The organism is Marinactinospora thermotolerans DSM 45154 (assembly GCF_900167435.1).
GTDB classification, from domain to species: domain Bacteria; phylum Actinomycetota; class Actinomycetes; order Streptosporangiales; family Streptosporangiaceae; genus Marinactinospora; species Marinactinospora thermotolerans.
The window spans coordinates 180,259-197,369 of record NZ_FUWS01000002.1 but is presented as its reverse complement, the minus strand read 5'-3'; the positions used below and the strand labels follow the sequence as shown (position 1 = coordinate 197,369).

Sequence of the window (17,111 nt, the reverse complement as noted above, 5' to 3'; positions counted from 1 at the left end):
ACCGTGGCCCCGCCGGGTCGGGAAAACCGGGACCGGTGTGGCGCGGGGCACACCACACCGGAGGGGTCGTCAGGAGCGGGCCGCGGCCCGACCCGCCTCCAACCGGGCGACGGGCACCCGAAACGGCGAACAGGACACGTAGTCCAGGCCCACCTCGTGGAAGAAGTGGACCGACGCCGGGTCGCCCCCGTGCTCCCCGCACACGCCGAGCTTGATGTCCGGGCGGGCGGCGCGTCCCTCCTGCGCCGCGAGCCGCACCAGCCGGCCGACACCGTCCACGTCGAGCGACTCGAACGGGGAGACCCCGAACACCCCCTTCTCCAGGTAGTTGGAGAAGAACGACGCCTCGACGTCGTCGCGGGAGAAGCCCCATACCGTCTGGGTGAGGTCGTTGGTGCCGAAGGAGAAGAACTCGGCGTTCTCCGCGATCTGCCCTGCGGTGAGCGCGGCGCGGGGCAGCTCGATCATGGTGCCGATGGGGAAGTCCAGCTCCACCCCGTGCTCGGCGCCGACCTCGGCGAGGACCCTCAGGGACTCCTCGCGGATGATCTCCAGCTCCTGGACCGTGCCCACGAGCGGGATCATGATCTCCGGGCGCGGCCGCCCGCCGGCCTTGATCCGGTCGGCGGCGGCCTGGGCGATCGCCCGGACCTGCATCGTGAACAACCCCGGCACGACCAGGCCCAGCCGTACCCCGCGCAGGCCCAGCATCGGGTTCTGCTCGTGGAGCCGGTGGACGGCCTGGAGCAGCCGCAGGTCGCCCTCGTGCTCCTCGCCGCGCGCCTCGGCGACCGCGACGCGCACCGACAGCTCGGTGATGTCGGGCAGGAACTCGTGCAGCGGCGGGTCCAGCAGCCGGACCGTCACGGGCAGGCCGTCCATGGCCTCGAAGATGCCGGTGAAGTCCTCACGCTGCAACGGCAGCAGCGCCGCCAGCGACTCCTCGCGCTCCTTGTCGGTGTCGGCGAGGATGAGGCGTTCGACCAGGGTCCGCCGATCGCCGAGGAACATGTGCTCGGTCCGGCACAGCCCCACGCCCTGCGCTCCCATCCGGCGGGCCCGGGCCGCGTCCTCGGGGGTGTCGGCGTTGGCGCGCACGTTCATCCGCCGCGCGGCGTCGGAGTACTGCATGAAGCGGTGGACCGCGCGGACGAGGTCGTCGGCCTCGTCGGAGGCCGGGTCGATCTCGCCCTCGAAGTAGCGCACGACCGGGGAGGAGGCGACCGGGACCTCGCCGAGGAACACCTCGCCGCTGGTCCCGTCGATCGAGATGACGTCCCCTTCCTCGACGACCTCCCCACCGGGCGCGGTCATCCGGCGGTTCTTGGTGTCGATGTCGAGTTCCTCCGCGCCGCACACGCAGGTCTTGCCCATCCCCCGCGCCACGACGGCGGCGTGGGAGGTCTTGCCGCCACGGCTGGTGAGGATGCCCTGGGCGGCGATCATGCCCTCCAGGTCGTCCGGGTTGGTCTCGCGACGGCACAGGATGACGTTCTCGCCGCTGCGCGACCACTTGATGGCGGTGTAGGAGTCGAACACCGCCTTGCCGACCGCCGCGCCGGGCGAGGCGTTCATGCCCCGTCCCAATCGGTGCCGTGGGGCCTCGTGGTCGAAGCGGGGGAACATGAGCTGGGCGAGCTGGTCGCCGGTGACCCGGCCCACCGCCTCGTCCAGGCTGATCATCCCCTGGTCGACCAGCTGGTCGGCGATCCGGAAGGCCGCGGCCGCGGTCCGCTTGCCGACACGGGTCTGGAGCATCCACAGCTTGCCGCGCTCGATCGTGAACTCGATGTCGCACAGGTCGCGGTAGTGGTTCTCCAGTTTCTCCATGATGGCGAGCAGCTCGCCGTAGCTCTTGGGGTCGATCCGCTCCAGCTCGGCCAGGGGCAGGGTGTTGCGGATCCCCGCGACGACGTCCTCGCCCTGGGCGTTTTGCAGGTAGTCGCCGTAGACCCCCTGGCGGCCCGAGGCGGGGTCACGGGTGAAGGCCACCCCGGTGCCGGAGTCCATGCCGAGGTTGCCGAACACCATCGAGCAGACGTTGACGGCGGTGCCGAGGTCGGCGGGGATGCGTTCCTGGCGGCGGTAGAGCACGGCACGCGGCGCGTTCCAGGAGTCGAACACCGCGGTGATCGCCAGACGCATCTGTTCGCGGGGGTCGGCCGGGAAGTCACGGCCGGTCTGCTCACGGACGATGTCCTTGAAGACCTCGACCAGGGAGGCGAAGTCCGCGGCGTCGAGGGCGAGGTCGTCGGTGACGCCCTTGCGGCGCTTGAGGTCGTCGATGGCGTCCTCGAACAGCTCGCCGTCGATGCCCTGGACGGTCTTGCCGAACATCTGGATCAGGCGGCGGTAGGAGTCCCAGGCGAACCGTTCCTCGCCGGCCTGCGCCGCCAGGCCGTGCACCGCCGCGTCGTTGAGGCCGATGTTGAGAACGGTCTCCATCATGCCGGGCATGGAGAACTTCGCGCCGGAGCGGACGCTGACGAGCAGCGGGTCGTCGGCCTGGCCGAGTCTCTTGCCCATGGCCTCCTCCAGGGCGGTCAGCGCCTCCTCGATCTGCGCGTCGAGCCCCTCGGGTACCCGGCCGTGTTCGAGGTAGTGCCGGCAGGCGTCGGTGGTGATCGTGAAGCCGGGCGGAACCGGGAGACCGAGGTTGGTCATCTCCGCGAGGTTGGCGCCCTTGCCGCCGAGCAGGTCCTTGAGGTCCTTGTTGCCCTCGGTGAAGTTGTAGACGTACTTGGGCACGGGAACTCCTTGCTTGCGTCGAGGCCCGCGGGGCCTCGTGACCCCGAATGGGCGCGACTCTATCCGGACAGCGAAAAAATCTTCCCCAGCACACCCCGTTATCCGCGTTTTCGCAGCACACAGCGCCGTTTTGGTTTAGACCAAAGGTCTAATCGACGATTTCGGAGAGACCCAGGTCACCGGGGTTCTCACTCCTCCACGCGAAGCGGCGGGCCGACACTTCCCCTCATCACGCCACCCGACCGCCACCCCGCCCGTCTTCTGGTCCACACTGACCGGGAGAGGCCTCGCGGATCACCCTCGAAGCCCCTTCCCCTGTGCCGAGAGCCACATTCCTACCGACAAGTAACCTACGGTTGCGTAGGTAGAGTTCTGGACAGGGCAGCACAGCCCTCGCGGCCACCGGTGCTGCCGGAGCCGACCCGACGGAGAAGAGAACGTGCCTCCAGACCACAGCGACGACGCGCCGAACCAGCCCTCCACGGAGCCCACCCCGAGGAGACCCGAGAGCCCCTTGGACAAGGCCGGCTCCGCGGCGTCAGACCTGCTGAACGTGGTCAAACCCCGATTGCGCGGCTGGCTCCACCTGGGCACCGCCCCACTGGCCCTGGCCGCCGGCATCGTGCTCGTCGCCCTGGCCCCCACCGGCCTGTCCCGGCTGGCCAGCGCCGTCTACGCGCTCAGCTCCGTGTTGCTGTTCAGCACCTCGGCGATCTACCACGTGGGCCGCTGGTCGGCCAAGGGCATGGCGATCCTCCGGCGGATGGACCACTCCAACATCTATCTGATCATCGCCGGGACCTATACGCCCTTCGTCCTGCTCGTGCTCGACGGCACGCTGCGCACCGCGATGATCTCGCTGATCTGGGGCGCGGCCATCGCCGGCGTGCTGTTCAAGGTCTTCTGGCTGAACTCACCACGCTGGCTGTCCACCGCGCTCTACATCGCGGTCGGCTGGGTGGCCGTCCTCTTCGTCCCCCAGCTGGTGGGCGGCACCCACCCGGCGACCTGGATCCTCATCCTGGTCGGGGGCATCCTCTACAGCGCCGGAGCGGTCGTCTACGGCCTGAAGCGTCCCGACCCCGCGCCTCGCTGGTTCGGGTTCCACGAGGTCTTCCACTCGTTGACGATCGCCGCCTACGTCTGCCACTACATCGCGGTGTCGTTCGTGGTCTACGGGTCGGGCTGACCAGCGGTCTGGCCACTTCCGGACGGGCAGTCACGATTCGCTCACACGACCGGACGGTAAGGGTGAAACCTCACAAAACTCCGGAATCACCTCGGTAGGTTGAGGACCGATCCTGATGGCCGTGTGCGGCCGTGAGGACCGAGTGAGGCGGCCGGACACCACCATCCCCCCGGATCCGGCCGTCTCCCTTCCTCGAACGAGCGAAGGCCCCGCACGTCGGACGTGCGGGGCCTTCGCTCGTGGAACCGGTCAGCAGCCGGGCAGGCGCTCGAACAGGTAGGTCTCGACCTGGTCGATGGAGACGCGCTCCTGGCTCATCGTGTCGCGCTCGCGCACGGTCACCGAGTCGTCCTCAAGGCTGTCGAAGTCGACCGTGACGCAGAACGGGGTACCGACCTCGTCCTGGCGGCGGTACCGCCGGCCGATCGCCCCGGCGTCGTCGAAGTCGACGTTCCACCGCTTGCGCAGGCGCGCCGCGAGGTCGCGCGCCTTCGGCGACAGGTCGGCGTTGCGCGACAGCGGAAGCACCGCCGCCTTGACCGGCGCCAGACGCGGGTCCAGCCGCATGACGACGCGCTTTTCGAGCTTGCCCTTGGCGTTGGGCGCCTCGTCCTCGTTGTAGGCGTCCAGCATGAACGTCAGCATCGCGCGGTCCACACCGGCCGCCGGCTCGATGACGTAGGGGACGTAGCGCTCCTTCTTCTCCTGGTCGAAGAAGAGCAGGTCGGTGCCGGACTTCTCCGAGTGCGTCCGCAGGTCGTAGTCGGTCCGGTTGGCGATGCCCTCCAGCTCGCCCCACTCGCTGCCGACGAAGTTGAACCGGTACTCGATGTCGACGGTCCGCTTGGAGTAGTGGGAGAGCTTGTCCTTGGGGTGCTCGTAGAGCCGCAGGTTGTCCTTTGAGATGCCCAGGTCGACGTACCACTGCATGCGGGTGTCGATCCAGTACTGGTGCCACTCTTCGTCGTCACCGGGCTTGCAGAAGAACTCCATCTCCATCTGCTCGAACTCGCGGGTCCGGAAGATGAAGTTGCCCGGCGTGATCTCGTTGCGGAACGACTTGCCGATCTGGCCGATGCCGAAGGGGATCTTGCGGCGCGCGGACTGCTCGACGTTCTTGTAGTTGATGAAGATGCCCTGCGCGGTCTCGGGCCGCAGGAACGCCAGCCCCGTCTCGTCTTGAACCGGACCCAGGTAGGTGCGCAGCAGGCCGTTGAACATGCGGGGCTCGGTGAAGGAGCCCTTCGCGCCGCAGCTGGGGCAGGCCAGGGCGGCCAGACCGCCCTCGGGCTCGCGGCCGTGCTTCTCCTCGTAGGCCTCGACGAGGTGGTCGGCGCGGAAGCGCTTGTGGCAGGACTGGCACTCGGTGAGGGGGTCGACGAAGGCCTGGACGTGGCCGGAGGCCTCCCAGACCTCACGCGCCAGGATGACGCTGGAGTCCAGCCCCACGACGTCGTCGCGCTCCTGGACCATGGAACGCCACCACTGGCGCTTGATGTTGTTCTTCAGCTCCACGCCCAGCGGGCCGTAGTCCCAAGAGGCGCGCAGACCCCCGTAGATCTCACTGGAGGGGTAGACCAGACCTCGCCGCTTGGCGAGGTTGACCAGGGTATCCATAGCCTCTGACTTGGCAGCCATAGCTGTATAACTCTCCATCCGGCTGGCGGTCGGCGGATCGCGGGAAAGCGCGACGCTCGAGAACAATGAGCTTCCAGCCTATTGGACGCCCGGGTCCTGACGAGCACCAACGGCGCCGCGCCCCGGGTCGGCCTGGGAGACGGGCGGCCTCTCGGGGTCCGGTCCCGGCTCCCCCGACCGGCGGCGCGGGTCCCCGACCGGACCCGCGCCCGACACGCGGGGACAAGGGCGACCGCGGCCGGTCACGGGCTCGTGGCGACCACCTCGAACGCGCTCGGCTCGTCGTGAGCGAGGGCGAGCAGCGGCACCGCGGCGACCTTGACGTCGAAGTCGGAGAGCGCCCTGCGGTAGTAGCCGGCGCCCTCCCACGAGGTCACGACGGTCCACAGGTCCGGGTCGTCGGCCGCGCGGCCGACACTGCCCTCCTTGAAGCCGGGCCTTCGACTCAACGCGCCGAGGGCCTCTCGGGCCCGGGCGACGAAATCGTCGGCGTCGTTCGGGGAGACGGTGTAACGGGTGATGACGATCACCCGACCATCGTGCCACCGTCCTCCCCCTCCGCCTCCCCGACAGCGAGGTCCCCGGGAACGCCGGGACCTCGGTTCCGGCGTTTTGGGCCACGGGCACCGTGGCCGTGTTCCGGCGCGCGCCCCGTGGTCTACTGGTCTATACCGGTAGGTACCACGAGGAAAGGGAGCCCCCCATGACCCTCCGCTTCGAGATCTGCGTCGACGGTGTCGAAGGCGCGCTCATCGCCGAGCGCGCCGGCGCCGACCGGGTGGAACTGTGCTCGGCGCTGTCGGAGGGCGGATTGACCCCGAGCCTGGGAACGGTCGAGGAGACGCTCGCCGCCACCTCCCGGATCCGGGTCCACCCGATCGTCCGGCCGCGTGGGGGCGACTTCGTCTACGACCGGCACGAGGTGGCCGCCATGGAACGGGACGTGTGGGCCTTCGCCACCGCAGGAGTGCCCGGCGTCGTCATCGGCGCCCTGACCCCCGAGGGCAAGGTCGACCGTCCCGCGGTGGAACGCCTGGTCGCCGCGGCCCAGGGACTCTCGGTGACCTTCCACCGGGCCTTCGACATGGCCGCCGACCCCTTCTCGACCCTGGAGGAGCTGATCGACCTCGGCGTACAGCGGGTGCTGACCTCCGGCCAGGAGGCCACCGCCCCGGCCGGCGCGCCGCTGATCTCCGAGCTGGTGCGGCACGCCGGCGGACGGATCTCGATCATGCCGGGCGGCGGGGTGGACGAGCGCACCGCCGCGGACCTGGTGGCCCGCACCGGGGTGGACGAGCTGCACTTCTCGGGGATGGAGACGGTGCCCGTCCCGGTCGCGCACCGCAATCCGCGCGTTCGCATGGCGACCGCGGCGCCGGTCGACGAGACCGAGCGCCGCGTCAGCTCCCCCCGGCGGATCGCGGCCATCATGGCCGCCGCGCGGGAACAGGCCTGAGGACGGCCCGCCCCGGCTACCCCTCTCCGAAGACCCGGTCGACGACGCGCGCGGCCGCGCCGCCGTCGTCCAGCGGGCAGAACTGGTCGGTGAAGGCCCGGTAGCGGTCCGCGTAGGCGCGCGCGACGTCGTCGACCCCGACGATCGACTCGATCACGTCGTCGGACTCCAACAGCAGGGGCCCCGGGGCGGTCTCCTCGAAATCGAAGTAGAACCCGCGCAGGTTGTCGCGGTAGCTCTCGATGTCGTAGGTGAAGAACAGCATCGGCCGGCCGGTGTTGGCGAAGTCGAACATCATCGACGAGTAGTCGGTAACCAGGATGTCGGTGACCAGGAACAGCTCCATGATCTCGGGGTACAGCGAGACGTCGTAGACGAAGTCCTCGCCGACGATCGGCACGCTGTCGACGACGCGCGGGTGGCGGCGGACCAGCAGCACGTGGTCCTCGCCGAGCTTGTCGTACATGCGCCGCAGGTCCAGGTGCAGGTCCAGCTTGTGCTTGCCGCGCGTGTAGTACTTGTCGTCCCGCCAGGTCGGCGCGTAGAGGATCACCTTCTTGCCCTCGGGCAGGCCGAGACGGCGCCGGGTGCGTTCGGCGATCAGCTCCCGGTCGGCGGAGAAGAAGATGTCGTTGCGGGGGTAGCCGGTCTCCAGGATCTCGCCCTCGAACCGGAACGCCCGGCGCAGGATCGGGGTCGCCCACGGGCTCGGCGACACCAGGTAGTCCCACTGCTTGGTCTCCCACGCCAGCTTCTCGTGGTAGTCGCGGGCCTTGCCCCGGATGTTCTCGATGTCGAAGCCGATGCGCTTGAGCATCGAACCGTGCCAGGTCTGCACGACCACCTGTCCGGGACGGCGCGCGAACCAGGCCGGCTGACGGGAGTTGGTGACGATGTAGGCGGAACGGGCCAGAGATTCGTAGAACTCGCGGCCGTTGTGCCGCACCCGGGCGAGGTCGGCCGGGAGGTCGACCTGGCCGTCACGCACCAGCCACGACATCGGGTAGTCGGCCCACCGCCCGCCGCGGGCCCGAAGCTCGGCGTAGATGCTGTGCGGGCTGTCGGAGAACTGCCGGCCGGTGTAGCTGTCGAACAGGATGCCCTCGGTCAGCGCCTCCTCGCGCATCGCGGGGTAGGCCACCTCCCGCAGTTGACGCTGGGCGAAGGTGCCGCGTTCCTCGGGGCGCAGGTCGCTGCCGACCTTCAGCACGGGGGTGTCGAACCCGCTGTCGGCGAACTCGTAGACCCGTTCGGCGGTCTCCATCGTCATCGGCAGCTCGCGGACGACGTCGGGATCCAGCTCGGCCGTGACCTCGTGCTCCTCCTCTCCCGCAGGGCGCACTCGGGCGCCCAGCCGGTAGGTGCCCGCCGGCAGGGAGAGCGTTCCCGACAGGGTGGGGACGTCCGCGGGGGCGAGGAACGCGCGGAACTCCTCGCCGTCGCGCTCCATCGGGAACAGGTGCTGCTCGTCGCGCCCCCTGGCCTTGAGGACCAGCTCGGCGTCCAGGGCCGCGGCGTAGCGGCCGGTCAGGACGAGACGGCGGCCCTCCCAGCTCACACCGTGCAGGACGGGGCGCGCCGACCCCGCGCGCAGCCGGAGATGGCCCGTGCTGGTGCGCTGCACCGCGATCTCGCGGTGCCCGTCACCGGCCGGGTGGGCGGCGAGGGGGAGGTCGTCGGGCACGACGACCGGCAGTACGGTCCCGTCGTCCGCGCACAGTTCGACCCGCCATTGCTCCTGGCGCAGCGCGCCGTTGCCCTCGGAGACCGCGCGGCTGAGCAGGTCGAGGGCCGGGACACGGACGGTGAACCCGGTGTCGGAGGTGTGCAATGGGTATTCGAGCTCGCTCGTCCCGGGGAGCCGGACCAGACGCAACCGGTGCGGTTGCGCCGGCACGGGCGGGACGAACCGGCCGGTGAGCTCCAGCTCGGGCGCCCCCGTCCCCTGGTCCACCCGGTGGCCGGTGAGGGTGACCCGCAGCGGCTCCACCACGATCCGCAGCCGCTGGTCGGCGTCCCAGTCGGGACGGACCCACACGTCCTCGGCCACCTTGCGGTAGGGCGGCCGCTCCGGCGGGCCGGAGACCGGGTTGGCGATGACGCGCCGGCGGACCAGGCCCCGGTTGACCACGACGAGCTCGACCTGCCAGTCCGCCGACCGCCACTGGCCCGACACGCGCAGCCGGGCCGGGTCCACGGTGACCTCGAAACCGCCGTAGTCGTGCCGTGCGGCGTCGGGGACGTCGGGCAGCCGGTACTCGGCGGCCCGGCGCACCTTGACGGGCACCGGCTGGCGCCGCCCCGTCCCGGTCTCGACCAGGAAGGCCAGCAGGTGCTGTTGCCAACGGCGTCCGGCGCGCAGGTGCCGGATGCCGACGCGCCCGCCGATCACCAGCTGGCCGTCGACCCACTCGACCTTCTCGGTCTTTTGGCGCACCTTCAGTTCCTCGTCGAGACGGTAGATCTCGCGGGGCACGCCGGCCGCGGCGTCCTCGAAGAAGGGGTAGGAGATGTAGTAGTTCAGCCCCCGGCGCACCACGGGCGCCTTCTTCAGCTCGACGCTCTTTTGGAAGGTGACGGTCTCCAGGAGGAGGTCCATCCGGCGCTTGCGGACGAGGTGGTAGTTGAGCCGGTGCAGCACGCTCAACTCGTCGAGCACCTCGCGGGAGACGCCGTCGAGATAGGCGTTGACCAGGTCGAGGAAGCGGGCGCGCGCGGCCTCGTCGGCGTCGTCCAGACGCAGCAGGACCCGTCGCAGGTCCCGGGTGAGCGCGACCTGGTCCCACAGGGGCCGGTCGGCGCCGGCCAGGGCGGCGGCCAGGTCATCGATGGCGGTGATCCGCCTGGTCAGCACGTCGATGTCGCTGAGGTCGTTCTTGGTCTCGCGGTCGCGCAGGAGCAGGACCGGGGCGGGGACGGTCGCGACCGCGCGCGCCATGAAGTGGGCGCGCACGATGTCGAGGTCGGCGCAGTCGTCACTCGGGACGGTCTCGGGCAGGCGCTCCCACAGCGAACGGCGCCACACCTTGTTGCCGTAGGTGCGGTCGCCGATGAGGGCGGGGACGTCGCGCACGTGGACCGCGTCGCGGGCCCGGTCGAAGATCTTGCGGTGGGTGGAGGAGGCGCGCGCGCCGAGCTCGTTGAACCGGTAGACGTTCCCGGCGGCCAGGTCGCATCCCGACGTCTCGACGACCGAGGTGAGGTGCTCCAGCGCGTACTCGGTCAGCGCGTCGGCCCCCTCCAGGAAGAGCAGGTACTCCCCCGAGGCGACGGCCGAACCCGCGCGGCGCGCCGGCGCGTGCCCGGGGCTGGCCGAGTCGACCAGCCTGACGGTCGCCCCGCCCAGCGAGCGCCCGTCGTGCGCCTTGGCGACGGCGAGTCCTTCGGCGCGGGCCGAGTCGACGGACTCGCCGTCCTCCTGCTCGCTCTCGTCGCGGTCGCCGTCCTGGGCCGGGGCCTCCTCACCGTCGTCGGTGTCGCCTCCCGGCACCGGAGCGGGCCGCGCCGCGGTTCGGGCGAGGGGGTCCCGGGCCTCGACCGGCACCAGGAGGATTTCGACGTCGGCCATGTCCATGCTCTGCCGGGCCAGTGAGTCCAGGCAGTGCTGCAGGTGGGGCTCTGTGACGTCGAAGGAAACGATGACGCTGAGCTTCGGCACGGAAAAACAGTCTCCCAGGTGATCATCATGCGGAGCGGCGCGTACGACCGGGTGCGTCGGCGCCCGCGACGTGGAGCGACCCTAGGTCGGCATGGGTGAGTGGGTGGTAAACCGCCGTCGGCGGCCGGATCACGCCGCTTCGGCGCCTCCTAACCAAAATAACGGCACTGGCGCGGCCCGATACCTGACTCTCCGCCATCTGGTGTGCTCTCCCTCCGTCCCGACCCGGCGGCGGATAGGCTGCGTTCCCGTCAGCGCCGCAGTCCCGGAGGAGCCGCGTGTCCCCCAAACGCAAGAACTCCCGCACCTCCCGTACCCGTCCCTCCCGACCGGGGCGTCCGCCGTCGTCGGCTGATCCCCGGCCCGCCGCCGGTCCCGCCGGGCCCGGGCTGCGCGCGGCGATCGAGCGCCGCAGCGCGGTGCCGCTCCTGGTGTTGCACAGTGCGCCCCGCTGGGTGCTCCCGATCTCCATGGCGGCGGTGTTCATCGCGGGCCTGCTCCTGGCGGGGGTGGTGGGCGCGTTGCTGCTGGGCCTGCTGGCGCTCTTCTTCGCCTGGCTGGCGTTCCTCAGCTGGCCGACGCTGAAGCAGGCGGAGCGGACGCTGCGCTGCGTGGTGGTCGCGACGCTGCTGCTTCTCGGTCTGCTCCAATCCGGGTTATTTTGACAATCATTTTCGTTTTCGGCATGATGGAGAAGTGTCTGTAGAGGTATCCCGCGTCGAGTCGTCCGCGTCCGCACACGACACGCCCCCCTCGTCGGCCCCACCCGCCTTCCGCGTCGCCGACGCCGTCGTCGAATACGACCGCAAGCCCGTGGTGCGCGGCGTCTCCTTTGAGATCCCGCATGGCGAGGTCGTCGCCGTTCTCGGCGCCAACGGTTCGGGCAAGTCCACCCTGATGCGCGCGATGCTCGGCGTGGTCCCCCTCGCCAGCGGCTCCGTCGAGATCCACGGCCGGCCGGTGCGCGGCTTCCGCGACTGGGGACGCATCGGTTACGTGCCCCAGCGCCTGTCGGTGGGCGGGGGCGTGCCGGCCACCGTGCGCGAGGTGGTCGCCTCCGGTCAGGTGGCCCGCCGGCGCCGGTGGCGCCGGGCGTCCGCCGCCGACCGCGCCGCCGTCGAGCACGCCCTGGAGTCCGTCGGCCTGACCGACCGCGCCCGCGACTCCGTCCACGAGCTGTCCGGCGGCCAGCAGCAGCGCGTCCTCATCGCCCGGGCCCTCGCGGGCGGCCCCGACACCTTCGTCATGGACGAGCCCATGGCCGGCGTGGACGCCGCGAACCAGCAGGCGCTCGCCCGCACGATCGCCGACCTCGCCCGATCCGGCGCGACGGTGGTCCTCGTCCTCCACGAGCTCGGCCCCCTGGCACCGCTCATCGAGCGCGCCGTCATGCTGTCCGACGGCGTGGTCGTGCACGACGGACCGCCTGGCGGCCTTCTCTCCTCCAGCCCCCACCTGCACCCGCACACCAGCGACGCGGCCTCCCTGCCCGCCGCCCCTGCCCTTGAGGTCCCGCTCCGTGACTGACCTGTTCGCCTACGACTTCATGCAGCGGGCGCTGATCGCCGCCCTCCTCGTCGGCCTCGTCGCGCCCGCCATCGGCACCTTCATGGTGCAGCGCCGGCTCGCGCTCCTGGGAGACGGCATCGGCCACATCGCCTTGACCGGTGTGGCGCTGGGCATCCTCACCAGTACCTCTCCGATCTTCACCGCGCTGATCGTCTCGGCCGCCGGCGCGCTCCTGATCGAGCTGGTCCGGGTGCGGACCCGCACCAGCGGCGATGTCGCGCTCGCCCTGTTGTTCTACGGCGGGATCGCCGGCGGTGTCCTGCTGATCGGGCTGGCGCCGGGAGCGAACACGGCGACACTCACCTCGTTCCTGTTCGGCTCGGTGAGCACCGTCAGCACCGAGGACGTCTACGCCGTGATCGCGTTGGCGGTGATCGTCCTCGGCGTTCTCGCCTTCTTCGGCCGGGAGCTGTTCGTCCTGTGCCAGGACGAGGAGGTGGCCCGCGCCCACGGTCTTCCGGTGCGTCTGCTCAGCGCGGTCATCGCGATCACCGCCGCGGTCACCGTCGTCATCGCGATGCGCGTGGTCGGGGTGCTGCTGGTCAGCGCCTTGATGGTGGTCCCGGTCGCCGCGGCCCAGCAGCTGACCCGCAGCTTCCGGGTGACCGTGGCGCTGGCCATGGGCATCGGCGTGGTGGCCTCCCTCGGCGGGGTCTCCGCCGCCTTCTACTCCGGTGCCGACATCTCGCCGGGAGCGGCCATCGTGCTGCTGGCCCTGGCCGTCTTCGCCGTGTCCGTCGGTGTCGGCCAGGTGGTGCGCCGGCGGCGGGGCCGCGGTCCGGTGCCCCAGAAGGGCGCCGAGGCCGTCCCGGCCGGTACGATTCCCCAGACGAAGCCGGGGAGCCTGGATCCGGGGAGCCCATCGACATGAGTACACGACGCGAGACAGTTCGCCAGGCGCTGAACGAGAGCGCCGGTTTCCGCAGTGCCCAGGACCTCTATGCCGATCTGCGCGCCGAGGGCTCGAAGATCGGGCTGACAACGGTCTACCGTGCCCTCCAGGCGCTCAGCGACGCCGGAGAGATCGACGTCTTGCGCACGGACGACGGCGAGGCCGTCTACCGGGCCTGTGTGACCGACACCCACCACCACCACCTTGTCTGCCGCTCCTGCGGCAAGGCGGTCGAGATCGAGGGGCCGGCCGTGGAGAGCTGGGCCGAGGAGTTGGCCCGTCATCACGGGTTCGTCGATCTCACCCACACGGTCGAGGTGTTCGGCACCTGCGGCGATTGCGCGAAGAGCACGGCCTGACGGCCGCCGGGGTTCCCCCCGGCGGCCGTCAGGCCCTCAGCGCAGCCGCTCCAGGTTGGGCCGCTTGGGCCTGATCCCGTCGCCGGAGGACCGTCCGGTCAGCCTGCGCCCGATCCAGGGCACCAGGAACTCGCGCGCCCAGTGCAGGTCCTGCTGGCGCGCCACGTGCCAGGCCATCGGCGGCAGGGCGGGCCAGGGGGCGTTCCAGTCCTCGTCGGCGGGCAGGCCGAGCACCTCGGCCACCCTGAGGGCGAGACGGCGGTGCCCCTCGGGGGACAGGTGCAGCCGGTCGGCGTCCCAGGCCTGCCGGTCGGCGAAGATCTTCATGCTCCACAGGTCGACGACCTGGCAGCCGTAGCGGTCGGCGATGCCGCGCAGGTGCATGTTGTAGGTGGCGATCTTGCCGCGGAAGCGCCGCATGACCGGCTGGAACCCGGTGTCGAAGCCGGTGAAGATCAACACGTCGGCCCCGGTCTCCCGAAGCCGGCCGATCGCCCCTTCGAATATCTCGGCGACCTGGTCGGGGTCGCTGCCCGGGCGGATGATGTCGTTGCCGCCGGCGCAGATGGTCACCAGGTCCGGACGTAGTTCGATGGCGCGGGGCAGCTGCTCCGCGACGATCTGGCGGATCAGTTTTCCGCGCACCGCGAGGTTGGCGTAGCGCACTTCCCCGATGTGGTCGGCCATGTGCTCGGCCAACCGGTCCGCCCACCCCCGATACCTACCGGTCGGCACCGCCGTGCTGTCCGGGTAGGGGTCGCTCATGCCCTCCGTGAAGCTGTCGCCGATGGCGACGTAGGAAACGATGTCCCGCTCGATGGAAAAGCCGCTCATGGTAGACGATCATGCATGCTGAGTCCATGGTTACGCGACAGTAGGTTCGAGGATTTCGACCTTTTGTTGCGCGCCTCACGTCGGCGGGCCGGCCCCGGTGAACGGCCCGCCGACGGTCGCGCGGCGGCGCGCTACCGGGACGGGTCGTCCTCGCGCTCCAGACGCCGCACCCGCTCCGGCGCGGGCCGCTTGGCGGTGACGGAGTCACCCGACGAGCGGCCGGTGAGCCTGCGGCCCACCCACGGCACCAGGAAGCTCCGGGCCCAGCGCAGGTCCTCCCCCCGCGCCGTGAACCAGGGGACGGCGGGGACCGGCGGCCACGGGTCATCCCAGCGCCCCGCCACCGGGACGCCCAGGACTTCGCAGACCTTGAGCGCCAGTCGCCGGTGGCCCTCCGGTGACATGTGCAGCCGGTCGGCGTCCCAGGCCCTGGCGTCGGCGAGGACGCCCATGGACCACTGGTCGACCAGATAGCAGCCGTGCCGGTCGGCGATCGCGCGGATGTTCAGGTAGTAGCGCGCGAACGTGCCGATGAGGGCGCGCATGTAGCCGCCGGTGATGTTGACCCCGGTGAACAGCACGACCTCGCTGCCCGCCGCCCGCAACCGGCGCACCCCCTCCTCCAGCACCAGGGCCAACCGGTCGGGGTCGGCCCCGGGGCGCAACAGGTCGTTGCCCCCCGCGCTGAAGGACACCAGGTCCGGCCGGAGTTCGAGGGCGCGGGGCAGCTGGTCCGCCATGACCTGGCGCAGCAGCTTGCCGCGCACCGCGAGGTTGGCGTAGCGGACCTCGCCGACATGGCCGGCGAGGTGCTCGGCGAACCGGTCGGCCCAGCCCCGGAACTCGCCCTCGTGAACGGCCCGCTCGGGGGTGTGCGGGTCGCCGACCCCCTCGGTGAAACTGTCGCCGATCGCGACGTAGGTGAGGCTGTCTCTGTTCAGGTCGATTGTTCTCACGTCATCCGATCATGCCTGGTCATGCGCTCGGCTCGGCTCCAGGGACGCCGTGGCGGGCCACGGCGGGGACCTCAGCGGCCGGGAGGGGCGGGGTCCGTCACGGGCGGGACCGGGTTGGGCACCGCGCCGCCGTAGCGCCGGTCACGGCTGGCATAGACCTCGCAGGCGTGCCACAGGTGCCGCCGGTCGAAGTCGGGCCACAGCGTGTCGAGGAAGACGAACTCGGCGTAGGCCGACTGCCACAGCAGGAAGTTGGAGATGCGCTGCTCCCCCGAGGGGCGCACCACCAGATCGACGTCGGGAATATCGGGTTCGTCGAGGTACTTGGCCAACGTGGCCTCGGTGATCCGGTCCGGGTTGATCCGCCCCTCGACCGCCGCGCGGGCGATCGCCGCCGCGGCGTCGGTGATCTCGGCGCGACCGCCGTAGTTGACGCAGAACTGGAGGGTGAGCCGGGTGTTGTCCTTCGACAGCTCCTCGGCCTCCTCCAGCTCCTTGATGACGCTCTTCCACAGCCGGCCGCGCCGGCCGGCCCAGCGGACGCGCACGCCGCGGGCGTGCAGCTCGTCCCGGCGGCGGCGCAGCACCTCCCGGTTGAAGCCCATGAGGAAGCGGACCTCCTCGGGCGAGCGCTTCCAGTTCTCGGTGGAGAAGGCGTAGGCCGACAGATAGGGGATGCCCAGCTCCAGCGCGCCCTCGATCGCGTCGAACAGGGAGCTCTCCCCCGCCTTGTGCCCCTCGGTGCGCGGCAGGCCGCGCTCCTTGGCCCAGCGGCCGTTGCCGTCCATGACGAGCGCGACGTGACGGGGGATGAGCTCGCGGGGCAGCTCCGGCGGGCGGGCGCCACTGGGGTGGGGCACCGGGGGCGCGTACTGCCGGGAGGACTTCGACGAGAGGGGGTTGTAAGGACTCAAGAACGCTCCACGAGGCGCAGGGATCGGATTCCGTTTTCGAGGTGCCACTGGAGGTAGGCGGCGACGAGACCGCTGCACTCGGTGCGGTGCCGTTCCTCACTGGCGTCGGCGCCGGCCCAGTCGCCGCGCAACAGGGCCACCATCAACCGCAGCGTGTCCGGCGCGGGACTGGCCGAGCCGGCCGGGCGGCACACCGAGCACACCGCGCCGCCGGCGTGCACCGCGAAGGAGCGCTGGATACCGTGCGAGCCGCACCTGGCGCACTCGTCCAGCGCCGGCGCGTAGCCGGCCACCGCGAGGGAGCGCAGCAGGTAGGCGTCCAGGACCAGCCGGGGGTCGTGCTCGTTTCCGCCGAGCGTCCGCAGCCCCCCGATGAGCAGGAGAAACTGCCGCAGGGCGGGATCCTTCTCGACGATGACGATCTTCTCGGCCGTCTCCAGCATCGCGGTGCCCGCGGTGTAGCGCGCGTAGTCGGCGACGATGGGCGTCCCGTAGGCGTGCAGCGTATCGGCCTGGGTGATCACGTCGAGCGTGCGCCCGGTGTAGAGCTGGAGGTCGACATGGGTGAACGGCTCCAGCCTGGCCCCGAATCGGGACTTGGTCCGGCGCACGCCCTTGCCGACGGCGCGCACCAACCCGGTACGCCGGGTCAGCAGGGTCACGATGCGGTCGGCCTCGCCGAGTTTGCGGGTCCTGAGGACAACGCCCTCGTCACGGTAGAGGCTCACCCCTCCATTGTCGCCGATTCCGGGCGGCGGGTGCGCCACGGCCCGGCCGCGCTCCCACCCCCGGGTAACGGTCATGTTTCCGGATTACTCGCGATTTCATCTTTTCGTTCACTCGAACAAACCCGCCGGCCGTTCTTTGGCCAGGTGGGCAAACTCCCGGGTTTCAACCG

Annotated in this window: 14 protein-coding genes; 6 read left to right on the top strand and 8 right to left on the bottom strand. The window is 70.6% G+C overall.

Features of this window, described 5'->3' with window-relative positions; genetic code table 11:
- Positions 1–69: 69 nt before the first annotated feature.
- Complete coding sequence (gene ppdK / locus B5D66_RS03850; RefSeq protein ID WP_078760207.1) at positions 70–2,748, bottom strand: pyruvate, phosphate dikinase; 2,679 nt, start codon at positions 2,746–2,748, stop codon at positions 70–72.
- Positions 2,749–3,262: 514 nt separating this feature from the next.
- Between ppdK and trhA the strand changes: the two genes are divergently transcribed.
- Positions 3,263–3,937, top strand: a complete 675-nt coding sequence (gene trhA / locus B5D66_RS03845; RefSeq protein WP_235000775.1) for a PAQR family membrane homeostasis protein TrhA — start codon at positions 3,263–3,265, stop codon at positions 3,935–3,937.
- Positions 3,938–4,186: 249 nt separating this feature from the next.
- Here the strand turns inward: trhA and B5D66_RS03840 are convergent, their stop codons facing one another.
- Positions 4,187–5,575: a glycine--tRNA ligase gene (locus B5D66_RS03840; protein WP_200813506.1), complete on the bottom strand. Its 1,389-nt coding sequence runs from the start codon at positions 5,573–5,575 to the stop codon at positions 4,187–4,189.
- A gap of 242 nt (positions 5,576–5,817) precedes the next feature.
- Entirely contained in the window at positions 5,818–6,105 is a 288-nt protein-coding gene (locus tag B5D66_RS03835; RefSeq protein WP_078760204.1) for an antibiotic biosynthesis monooxygenase family protein, read from the bottom strand.
- A 173-nt stretch (positions 6,106–6,278) separates the two neighbouring features.
- On the opposite strand from B5D66_RS03835, the gene B5D66_RS03830 reads away from it, so the two are divergent.
- Positions 6,279–7,031: a copper homeostasis protein CutC gene (locus tag B5D66_RS03830; RefSeq protein ID WP_078760203.1), complete on the top strand. Its 753-nt coding sequence runs from the start codon at positions 6,279–6,281 to the stop codon at positions 7,029–7,031.
- Positions 7,032–7,047: 16 nt separating this feature from the next.
- Here B5D66_RS03830 and B5D66_RS03825 read toward each other — a convergent pair whose 3' ends face one another.
- The gene (locus B5D66_RS03825; RefSeq protein ID WP_078760202.1) at positions 7,048–10,689 is read right to left on the bottom strand and encodes a bifunctional glycosyltransferase/CDP-glycerol:glycerophosphate glycerophosphotransferase; all 3,642 of its coding nucleotides are present in this window, start codon (positions 10,687–10,689) and stop codon (positions 7,048–7,050) included.
- Positions 10,690–10,967: 278 nt separating this feature from the next.
- Here B5D66_RS03825 and B5D66_RS03820 point away from each other — a divergent pair, with 278 nt between their 5' ends.
- Genes B5D66_RS03820 through B5D66_RS03805 form a run of 4 tightly spaced genes read left to right on the top strand, consistent with a single transcriptional unit; the run spans position 10,968 to position 13,509 of the window.
- Positions 10,968–11,354: a DUF6703 family protein gene (locus B5D66_RS03820; RefSeq protein WP_078760201.1), complete on the top strand. Its 387-nt coding sequence runs from the start codon at positions 10,968–10,970 to the stop codon at positions 11,352–11,354.
- A 31-nt stretch (positions 11,355–11,385) separates the two neighbouring features.
- Positions 11,386–12,216 carry a metal ABC transporter ATP-binding protein gene (locus B5D66_RS03815; RefSeq protein ID WP_078760200.1) on the top strand — a complete coding sequence of 277 codons (831 nt, stop codon included), beginning with the start codon at positions 11,386–11,388 and terminating at the stop codon, positions 12,214–12,216.
- Complete coding sequence (locus B5D66_RS03810; RefSeq protein WP_078760199.1) at positions 12,209–13,129, top strand: metal ABC transporter permease; 921 nt, start codon at positions 12,209–12,211, stop codon at positions 13,127–13,129. The genes B5D66_RS03815 and B5D66_RS03810 overlap by 8 nt, the downstream gene beginning before the upstream one ends.
- Positions 13,126–13,509, top strand: a complete 384-nt coding sequence (locus B5D66_RS03805; RefSeq protein ID WP_078760198.1) for a Fur family transcriptional regulator — start codon at positions 13,126–13,128, stop codon at positions 13,507–13,509. Before B5D66_RS03810 ends, B5D66_RS03805 begins: the two co-directional genes overlap by 4 nt.
- A 36-nt stretch (positions 13,510–13,545) precedes the next feature.
- On the opposite strand, the gene B5D66_RS03800 is transcribed toward B5D66_RS03805, so the two are convergent.
- The 4 genes from B5D66_RS03800 to recO form a co-directional block, all read right to left on the bottom strand.
- Positions 13,546–14,343, bottom strand: a complete 798-nt coding sequence (locus B5D66_RS03800; protein ID WP_078760197.1) for an SGNH/GDSL hydrolase family protein — start codon at positions 14,341–14,343, stop codon at positions 13,546–13,548.
- Between the two features lie 131 nt (positions 14,344–14,474).
- Entirely contained in the window at positions 14,475–15,299 is an 825-nt protein-coding gene (locus tag B5D66_RS03795) for an SGNH/GDSL hydrolase family protein (RefSeq protein WP_078760196.1), read from the bottom strand.
- Positions 15,300–15,370: 71 nt separating this feature from the next.
- The gene (locus B5D66_RS03790) at positions 15,371–16,213 is read right to left on the bottom strand and encodes an isoprenyl transferase (RefSeq protein ID WP_078760195.1); all 843 of its coding nucleotides are present in this window, start codon (positions 16,211–16,213) and stop codon (positions 15,371–15,373) included.
- Positions 16,210–16,941 (bottom strand): DNA repair protein RecO, encoded by a 732-nt coding sequence (recO, locus tag B5D66_RS03785; RefSeq protein WP_078760194.1) that lies wholly within the window; start codon positions 16,939–16,941, stop codon positions 16,210–16,212. The genes B5D66_RS03790 and recO overlap by 4 nt, the downstream gene beginning before the upstream one ends.
- Between the last annotated feature and the right edge of the window lie 170 nt (positions 16,942–17,111).

Bases quoted from the DNA above. Each gene is read 5' to 3' on its own strand.
- B5D66_RS03805 (WP_078760198.1), top strand. From the start codon at position 13,126: ATGAGTACACGACGCGAGACAGTTCGCCAGGCGCTGAACGAGAGCGCC.
- B5D66_RS03830 (WP_078760203.1), top strand. From the start codon at position 6,279: ATGACCCTCCGCTTCGAGATCTGCGTCGACGGTGTCGAAGGCGCGCTC.
- B5D66_RS03840 (WP_200813506.1), bottom strand. From the start codon at position 5,575: ATGGCTGCCAAGTCAGAGGCTATGGATACCCTGGTCAACCTCGCCAAG.
- B5D66_RS03800 (WP_078760197.1), bottom strand. From the start codon at position 14,343: ATGAGCGGCTTTTCCATCGAGCGGGACATCGTTTCCTACGTCGCCATC.